An 8,829-nucleotide genomic window follows, 5' to 3' on the forward strand; every position below is an offset into this window, starting at 1 on the left:
CCATTCTCATTGTGAAGTCACCCCTTCATTTGTTTTACAATTGCTTTTACTAATGCTAAGAAGTTAGCTCCATTCTCATTGTGAAGTCACCCCTTCATTTGTTTTACAATTGCTTTTACTAATGCTAAGAAGTTAGCTTTAACACGTTCTGTCGTTTCGATTACTTCATCGTGGTGAAGTGGCTGATCTAAAATACCAGCTGCCATATTTGAAATACAAGAAATACCAAGTACTTTCATACCAGCATGACGAGCTACAATTACTTCAGGTACTGTTGACATACCAACTGCATCTCCGCCAAGTGTACGAAGCATACGAATTTCAGCAGGTGTTTCATATACAGGACCTGTCATTCCAACATATACACCTTCTTGTACTTTAATATTTAAATCTRCTGCAACTTGTTTCGCCATTTCGCGAAGTTCTGGCGTATATGATGTAGACATATCAGGGAAACGTACACCCATTTCAGAATCATTTGGTCCGATTAATGGGTTCGTACCCATGAAGTTAATRTGGTCTGAAATTAACATAAGATCGCCTGGTTCAAATGATGTATTTACACCACCAGCTGCGTTCGTTACAACAACTGTTTCTACACCTAGTTCTTTCATAACACGAACTGGGAATGTTACTTTTTGCATGTCATATCCTTCGTAGAAATGGAAACGTCCTTGCATTGCTACTACTGTTACACCTTGAAGTGTACCGAATACAAGTTGACCTGCATGTCCTTCTACAGTTGAAACYGGGAATTCAGGGATTTCACTGTATGGTACTGTTACTGCRTTYTCRATTTCATCTGCTAATACACCTAGTCCAGATCCAAGGATTAGTCCTACTTGTGGTGTCTCTTGAAATTTCTCTTTTAAGTATGAAGCTGATTTTGTAATTAGTTCACGATTCATCTGTTTATCCCCCTATTTCTTTAGCTCGTTTAAGAAGCTTGTTCCATGTTCTGGCATTTTAACATTAAAGTTTTCTGCTACAGTTGCGCCAATATCAGCAAATGTTTGACGAAGTGATAACTCTTGTCCGCCTTCTTTCATGCTTGGGCTATATGCTAATAACGGTACATATTCACGTGTATGGTCAGTACCAGGATGTACTGGATCATTACCGTGGTCTGCTGTAATTAATAATAGGTCATCTTCTTTTAGTTTTTCGAATACTTCTGGAAGACGTGCGTCATATTCTTGCAAGGCTTCTCCGTACCCTTGTGGGTCACGGCGATGACCAAATAATGCATCAAAGTCAACTAAGTTTAAGAAGCTAATACCTGTAAAGTCCATATTTAATGTATCTACAAGCTTGTCCATTCCATCCATATTTGATTTCGTACGAAGTGATTCAGTTACCCCTTCGCCATCATAAATATCAGCAATTTTACCAATAGCAATTACATCATAATCGCTATCTTTAAGTTCATTCATTACTGTGCGACCAAATGGTTTTAACGCATAGTCATGACGATTTGGTGTACGTGTGAAGTTTCCTGGCTCTCCAACGAACGGACGAGCAATAACACGCCCTACCATGTACTTCTCATCTAATGTTAATTCACGTGCGATTTTACAAATTTTATATAGCTCTTCAAGTGGTACTACTTCTTCATGAGCTGCGATCTGTAATACACTATCAGCAGAAGTGTAAACAATTAAAGAACCTGTTTCCATTTGTTCTTGACCAAGCTCAACAAGTACCTCAGTTCCAGAAGCTGGTTTATTACCGATAATTTTACGACCTGTCTTTTCTTCTAATTCATCAAGTAATTCTTTCGGGAATCCTTCAGGAAACACTTGGAATGGTGTATCAATGTAAAGGCCCATGATTTCCCAGTGACCTGTCATTGTATCTTTACCTGTAGATTTCTCTTGCATTTTTGTATAATATCCAAGCGGTTTCTCTACTTTAGAGATTCCTTTCATTTCACGAATATTACCAAGGCCTAATTTCACCATGTTTGGCATGTGTAATCCATTCATATGTTCAGCGATATGACCAATTGTATCAGAACCTAAATCACCAAACTGCTCAGCATCTGGTGCTTCACCGATTCCCACAGAGTCCATTACGACTAGGAAAATACGTTTATATTTATTCATAACTGCAACCTCCTATATGTTCAGTTCTACTTCTTGTAGTATGTTCAAAACGCTATAAAGTGAAACTGTTATCAATGGGAATTATCTTTCGTCCTCATTATTAAACAGTACTGCTTTAAATCATTCTCTAACTTTTTCGTTTCACTTTCAAACGAACCAAAAAACTTCTAGGTTTTTCCAAGTCAGATGTCAGACATCTGATATTGATATCATAACATGTTTACGCTTTCTTTTTAATACATTTTCGTAGAATTYCTCATTTTCTTTACCCTTCTATTGTAATCCATTCTGCAAAGAAGTGCTAATCATTTYATRACWTATTCCCTAAAATAAAAAGCAGCTCTAAAGAGCTACTTTTTATTTTACTTCTACTGTTTCTTCTTTATGTTCATGTAGTTCACCTTTTCTTACATGAACTTTCACTTTATAAGCACCATTCTCTTTGAAAGTATGTTTACTTTCATACTCCCCTTTATTCCCTTCTTTCGCCGGAATAAATTCGTGTTTTTCAACGCCGTCTTTCCAAATCTCAAGTTGTACTTCAGCACCAGTTAACGCTTCTTCTTTTTGYTTYAAATGAAGTTTCATTGTTGAYTCAGCATTTGCTTTAATATCACCAGCCATAAGATGTATCATCGTATCACTTTTATGATCCCCATGACCTTCTTCTTTTTTCGCATCTTCAACTTTTGCATTTCCCACAGCCACTTTTACTTCTGGCATAACATGCATTTCACGTGCATTTGTATGAGTAATAAYATGATATACTCCATCMGTTTCRAATGTTTTYTCTACWGCATAAACACCTTTYCCTTTATGCTTACCATCTAGCATCTCGCGCTTCTCGTCGCCATCTTTCCAAATTTCAAACTTTACATCATCAGCATCTGTTACTTTTTCTTTTCCTTGTGTAACAAGTGCTTGTACTTCTGTTTTTTCACCTGGTTTAATTTCTTTCGGATTCGTTTGAACTGCTACTTTTACAGCTTCAAGTTTTTTTTCTTTTTTCGGTTCTTCTTTGTTTGTATTACAGCCAGCCAATGCTAGCATCGCGATAAATAATGTAATAATAAGTTTTTTCATCTTCATTTCCTCCTTCATACTTTCCTTAGTATAGAGGAAATACATTGTAATATTCTAGTCTTCTGCTGAAAACAATGTACGAAATGTTTGTGAAGTTTCTGTGAAATGGTTCACTCTTCTTAATCTATGAAAAAAGAGCATAGTGACTATGCTCTCGGGTGAAACTGTTTATATACATCTTTTAATCTAGTTTTTGAAACGTGCGTATAAATTTGTGTCGTCGAAATATCTGCATGTCCAAGCATTTCCTGTACAGCACGTAAGTCTGCCCCATTTTCTAATAGATGCGTAGCAAAAGAGTGACGCAACGTATGCGGTGTAAGCTCTTTTGCAATATTCGCTTCTTTCGCTAGCCGTTTTAAAATTTTCCAAAATCCCTGTCTCGATAATCGATTACCATGATGGTTTAAAAAGAGCGCATCTACTGCTTTTTTACCCATCAATTCTCTTCTTCCTTTTTCAATATACTTTTGAATCGCTTCTGTCGCTAAGCTTCCTAGTGGAATAATTCTTTCTTTGTTCCCTTTCCCGATACAGCGAACAAATCCCATCGTTAAGTGCACATCTTCTAAATTTAATGCAATTAATTCTGAAACACGAAGTCCTGTTGCATACAACAACTCTAACATTGCCTTATCACGAATCCCAAAAGCACTTGCAGTTTTCGGTGTTTGAAGCAATGCTTCCACTTCGTCGATTGATAATACTTTTGGTAATTTCCGTTCCCCTTGTGGCGTTTCAATATGTACCGATGGGTCATGCTCCACTGCTCGTTCACGAAGTAAAAATTGATGAAACGAACGAATCGATGCAATATGACGCGCCAATGTTTTTGAAGATTTCCCGTTTTCTTTTAAATGCTGCAAAAAGTTAACAATATGCAAGCGTGTCACTTCATGAAACGTCTTCGTTTGTTCTACATTTTGCAAATACTTCACATAGCTTTTTAAATCGCGTTCATAAGATACAACTGTATTTTTCGCTAAACCTTTTTCAACAATCATATAATGAATAAAATCTTTTAATTGATCTTCCAATCTACACTACTCCCCATTTTCATAGAAAAACATCATTCTATTTACGAAAGCATCCTTTTCCGGCTCCTCATTCCCTGATACTTTTTCTACAGTCTCTTCTTTTGGCTTTTCATAACGATGGTAACTTTCATATTCTTCATTTATCCATAGTATAGCGAAATAAAACAAAATCGTACAACTTGTAAATAATAAAAATACTTTCATCCCATCAAAAGTTAATTTTAAAGCTCGGCGCATTGTAAATTCCTCCAAAATATAAGTTATTACAACATATGCCAAGCTTTCATCAATTTATACCTTATTCAAATAAAAAACCTCTTCCTAGTTAAATAGGAAAAGGTTATTTTTCATCCGTTTCATTTTCTTGACAATTTTTACAAATCCCATGGAATGTTAAACGATGATCTTTCACCTTAAAGCTCCAGTCTCGTTCCACTTTACTCTCCACTTCACCAAGTAAATCTTCTTGTATTTCTTGTACAGCACCGCATTGGGTACAGATTAAATGATGATGGAAACGCTGTGCACCTTCTTGGCGTAAGTCATAACGCGAAACACCGTCTCCAAAGTTAATTTTATCGACAACTTTCAACTCAGACAATAACTCTAAAGTTCGATAAACGGTTGCTAATCCGATCTCTGGCGACTTTTCTTTTACAAGGAGGTATACATCTTCTGCGCTTAAATGATCTTCTTCATTTTCTAGCAGCACACGAACTGTTGCTTCACGTTGTGGTGTCAATTTATAGCTCGCTGCATGTAATTGCTTCTTAATTCGTTCAATTCTTTCTTCCATTCGGTACTACTCCCTCCTCGCCACTCTTACACCATTATATCAGAAGAAGGGCTCCTGTCAAAAGAAAAACAATAAAAACAAATTGATAATTATTCTCAAAAAGTATTTATTGTTTGTTAATAGCCTCCACAACTTCTTTCATTAAAACTGGTGATGCATACACTTCGACACTGGAAGCAATAGCTAATACCGCTCCAATCACGAGAAAAAAGCATGTATAGCGAATTAATAACGGTAATAGTGGCTCAGTTATTTTCCGAATAAATTGATGCCTAATCATGCGTAAGGAAAAGCTTGCAGCAATTGTTGTCATTACGAGAAATACAGGAATTATAATTAAATTTTGTGGCAATACAGATACAAATGCTAATAATAGTCCATTCCATCCGTGCTGACTTACTAAAAAACCTACTGTAAATCCAACAACTACCCCTTTTAAAAATAGTAAGATAAAAATGAGCGGCAACCCAATAATTGAAATCCCCAAAATCCAAATAAAGCCGATATATTTTAATTGCGAAAAGTAACTTTCTCGAAACATTTCGCCTGCGACAGCAAATTCTCCTTTAGAAACTTGTCCAAAAAAACGCTGTAAATAAAATGATAAATCTTGCTTTTGGTTTATTTGTAAACTATTCACAAGAATCGCTCCAAATATTACTCCCATCAGTAATAAAACCGCATTAAATATATATAGTGAAGAATTTTCCTGTATGTGAGACATTACACGGTCTTGCCACGTTTTTCGCCACATTTTCCTTCCCTCCGTTCACACTCTTACTAAAAATGTATGAAAGAAAGAAAAAAAGTATGACGAATTAGCATTGAAATTCCGCTCTACTTTGCTAAACTAAAAAGTAGAGAATAGGAGGGATTTCTCTTGAAACCATTATTATTAGATTTTCCAACATTATTTCAAACTGAGCGCTTGCAAGTACGTAAGCCGTTTCCAGGTGATGGAACAGAAGTATATGAAGCAATCCAAGCTTCGCTAGAAGACTTATTACCATGGATGCCAATTACAGCTGAAACAGAAGAACGTGCTGAAGAAATTGTTCGCGAAGCTCACGGACAGTTTTTACTTCGTGAAATACTTGATTTCCACTTATACGATAAAGTATCTGGTACATTCATCGGAGCTATTACGCTCAAGCCTGAAAACTGGGATATTCCAAAGTTTTCACTTCACTTTTGGCTACATAGCGCTTATACAAAGCATGGCTATATGACAGAAGCCATTAAAGGTGCGATTCAATTTGCATTTGATAAACTAGGTGCTAGAAGAATTGAAATTCGTACTGATGCAACAAATATAAACGCATGTAACTTAGCAGAACGTCTAGAATTTATTTTAGAAGGTACAATGGAAAATGATTTCCTAGCACCCGATGGCAGCTTACGCGATGCACGTGTATATGCAAAAATCAACTAAAAACACTCGCCTTAGGCGAGTGTTTATTTTTGTAATTGTAAATATTGTACTGCAAACATCGTCTTAGCATCATGTATGCGAAGGTCTTTCATAAGATCAATCGCTTCTTCTAATGACACTTCCATTAATTCCACAAATTCATCTTCATCTAAAGCTGCTTTATTTTCTTTTTGTTTTAATCCTGTCGCTTTATATACATATAAAATCTCATCTGCAAAACCAGGTGATGTATAGAAAGATGTAATAAGCTCCATATTTTCACATACATATCCTGTTTCTTCTTCTAATTCACGAACTGCTGTTACCTCTGGCTTTTCCCCAGGTTCTAACTTCCCAGCAGGAATTTCCACAATTGCCTTTTCGAGAGCTTTACGATACTGCTCAACGAGTACAATTTTCCCCTCATCAGTAATAGCAATAATAGCAACTGCCCCAGGGTGATTTACGATTTCACGTTTACTCATTTCTCCATTTGGTAATACTACATCATCAACACGAACTTTTATAACTCTACCATCAAAAATCGGTTCAGTTTTTACTGTTCTTTCTGCAAGATTACTCATACTACTTCATCTCCCTGTTCTATTTCCTAATCRTTCTTCATACATTTTACCACATTGAAAGGAGCGTGATAGAAATGAAAGTTTACATTTTACCAAATCGCGTCACTTTAGTCGGCAAAGCATGGCAAATTCGTCATAAGCTAAAACAATATGGAAAAGAGTATACAACTGTACAAGAGTGGATTACAGCAAATAAAAAGTAAACGTTTGTCAACCTCCTTCCCCTTTCGTACAATAAAGGTAAGGAGGTTGACCTATGAAAAAACGTCAATTAGGAAACTCAGATTTATATGTTACGGAAATTGGATTTGGCTGTATGTCTCTCGGTGCATCTGAGGCTGAAGCTATGCGTATTATCGATGAGGCAATCGATTTAGGAATTAATTTTTTTGATACAGCGGACTTATACGATTATGGATTAAATGAAGAATTTGTTGGAAAAGCTCTGAAAGGAAAACGCGACCAAATTGTTCTTACAACAAAGGTTGGAAATCGATGGACAGAAGAAAAAAACGGTTGGTCTTGGGATCCTTCTAAAGCTTATATAAAGRCCGAAGTAAAAGAGAGTTTACGTAGACTTCAAACAGATTATATTGATTTATATCAACTGCATGGCGGGACGATTGAAGATCCTATAGATGAAACAGTTGAAGCCTTTGAAGAATTAAAAAAAGAAGGGATTATTCGTCATTATGGTATCTCTTCTATACGTCCAAATGTCATTCGTGAGTATGCAAAACGATCAAATATCGTTAGCATATTAATGGAATACAGCCTTTTAAATCGTCGCCCAGAAGAATGGTTCCCGCTTCTTAATGAACAGCAAATTAGCGTTATTGCTCGCGGACCACTTGCAAAAGGGATTTTAACTAACAATAATGCAAGAAAGATAGAAAGAGTAAAAGAAAAAGATTACCTCTCTTATTCTTACGATGAGTTATATTCGACACTCGCGAGTGTAAAAGAAATAATCGGAGAAAGCTCTTTAACAGGAACAGCTATTCAATATTGCTTACATAACGAAACTGTTGCAGCTGTTATACCTGGTGCAAGCTCTATTCAACAATTGCAAGAAAATATACAAGCTAGCCAACAGTTATCTTTAACRAAAGAAGAATATGTACAACTTCAAAAGATTGTTAAGTATGATTCATATGCTTTGCATCGCTAAAATATTGATACCGATAAAAGCAAAAGACTGCCCCCAACACTAGGCGGCAGTCTTTTTTTATAACGTATCATATTTATCAGGATTCGTTCCTACATGTAAATTACGATTTAACGTATTAATTTGATCCATCTCTTCTTCAGTTAATGAGAAATCAAAAATAGTAAAGTTCTCTTTAATACGAGATGGCGTAACAGATTTAGGAATAGTCACAATCCCACTTTGAATATCCCACCTTAATATAACTTGTGCAGGTGACTTTTCATATTTTTTAGAAATAGCCTGAATAATTGGATGCTGGAATACTTCGCCGCCTCTCATTAAAGGACTCCATGCTTCCATTTGAATTTGCTCACCTTGACAGAAATCACGCAATTCAAATTGCGCTAGCATTGGATGAAGTTCAACTTGGTTTACCATCGGCTTCACTTTGCAATTTGGTAATAACAGTTCTAAATGATGTTTATGAAAATTAGAAACACCAATGGCACGCACTTTACCTTCTTCATATAGCTTTTCTAGAGCACGGTACGTATCAACATACTTCCCTCTTATCGGCCAATGTATTAAATATAAATCTACATAGTCCATTTGTAATTTCTTTAAACTTTTTTCAAACGCCTCGAGCGTCTCCTCGTACCCTTG

At 36.1% G+C, this 8,829-nt stretch carries 12 protein-coding genes; 3 read left to right on the plus strand and 9 right to left on the minus strand.

Translation table 11 applies throughout. The features are described from left to right. Window positions 1–86 precede the first annotated feature (86 nt). The 7 genes from AC1DJR_RS10560 to spoIIM form a co-directional block, all read right to left on the minus strand. The gene (locus AC1DJR_RS10560; protein ID WP_477002565.1) at window positions 87–908 is read right to left on the minus strand and encodes a purine-nucleoside phosphorylase; all 822 of its coding nucleotides are present in this window, start codon (window positions 906–908) and stop codon (window positions 87–89) included. Window positions 909–920: 12 nt separating this feature from the next. Then, window positions 921–2,105, minus strand: coding sequence for a phosphopentomutase (gene deoB, locus AC1DJR_RS10565; RefSeq protein ID WP_002014935.1), 1,185 nt, complete (start codon window positions 2,103–2,105; stop codon window positions 921–923). 357 nt (window positions 2,106–2,462) lie between these two features. Next, window positions 2,463–3,194: a FixH family protein gene (locus AC1DJR_RS10570; RefSeq protein WP_477002566.1), complete on the minus strand. Its 732-nt coding sequence runs from the start codon at window positions 3,192–3,194 to the stop codon at window positions 2,463–2,465. Between the two features lie 140 nt (window positions 3,195–3,334). Next, entirely contained in the window at window positions 3,335–4,225 is an 891-nt protein-coding gene (xerD, locus tag AC1DJR_RS10575; protein ID WP_002067028.1) for a site-specific tyrosine recombinase XerD, read from the minus strand. A 6-nt stretch (window positions 4,226–4,231) separates the two neighbouring features. After that, complete coding sequence (locus tag AC1DJR_RS10580) at window positions 4,232–4,462, minus strand: YqzK family protein (protein ID WP_002088473.1); 231 nt, start codon at window positions 4,460–4,462, stop codon at window positions 4,232–4,234. Window positions 4,463–4,565: 103 nt separating this feature from the next. Beyond that, complete coding sequence (gene fur, locus AC1DJR_RS10585) at window positions 4,566–5,021, minus strand: ferric iron uptake transcriptional regulator (RefSeq protein ID WP_113769802.1); 456 nt, start codon at window positions 5,019–5,021, stop codon at window positions 4,566–4,568. 106 nt (window positions 5,022–5,127) lie between these two features. Then, on the minus strand, window positions 5,128–5,775 hold the full coding sequence (gene spoIIM / locus AC1DJR_RS10590) for a stage II sporulation protein M (RefSeq protein WP_002014939.1): 648 nt from the start codon (window positions 5,773–5,775) through the stop codon (window positions 5,128–5,130). Window positions 5,776–5,901: 126 nt separating this feature from the next. Between spoIIM and AC1DJR_RS10595 the strand changes: the two genes are divergently transcribed. After that, window positions 5,902–6,453, plus strand: a complete 552-nt coding sequence (locus tag AC1DJR_RS10595) for a GNAT family N-acetyltransferase (protein WP_429687753.1) — start codon at window positions 5,902–5,904, stop codon at window positions 6,451–6,453. A 23-nt stretch (window positions 6,454–6,476) separates the two neighbouring features. Here the strand turns inward: AC1DJR_RS10595 and AC1DJR_RS10600 are convergent, their stop codons facing one another. Beyond that, window positions 6,477–7,016, minus strand: a complete 540-nt coding sequence (locus AC1DJR_RS10600) for an NUDIX domain-containing protein (protein ID WP_002014941.1) — start codon at window positions 7,014–7,016, stop codon at window positions 6,477–6,479. A 74-nt stretch (window positions 7,017–7,090) separates the two neighbouring features. Here AC1DJR_RS10600 and mciZ point away from each other — a divergent pair, with 74 nt between their 5' ends. Both mciZ and AC1DJR_RS10610 read left to right on the plus strand, forming a co-directional pair. Next, complete coding sequence (mciZ, locus tag AC1DJR_RS10605) at window positions 7,091–7,219, plus strand: Z-ring formation inhibitor MciZ (RefSeq protein WP_000870295.1); 129 nt, start codon at window positions 7,091–7,093, stop codon at window positions 7,217–7,219. A 53-nt stretch (window positions 7,220–7,272) separates the two neighbouring features. Further along, window positions 7,273–8,187, plus strand: coding sequence for an aldo/keto reductase (locus AC1DJR_RS10610; RefSeq protein WP_477002567.1), 915 nt, complete (start codon window positions 7,273–7,275; stop codon window positions 8,185–8,187). Between the two features lie 57 nt (window positions 8,188–8,244). Here AC1DJR_RS10610 and AC1DJR_RS10615 read toward each other — a convergent pair. Next, window positions 8,245–8,829 (minus strand): aldo/keto reductase (locus AC1DJR_RS10615; RefSeq protein ID WP_477002568.1); only part of this gene is annotated, 585 nt, incomplete at its 5' end.

Source organism: Bacillus sp. 05T31 (assembly GCF_056396725.1).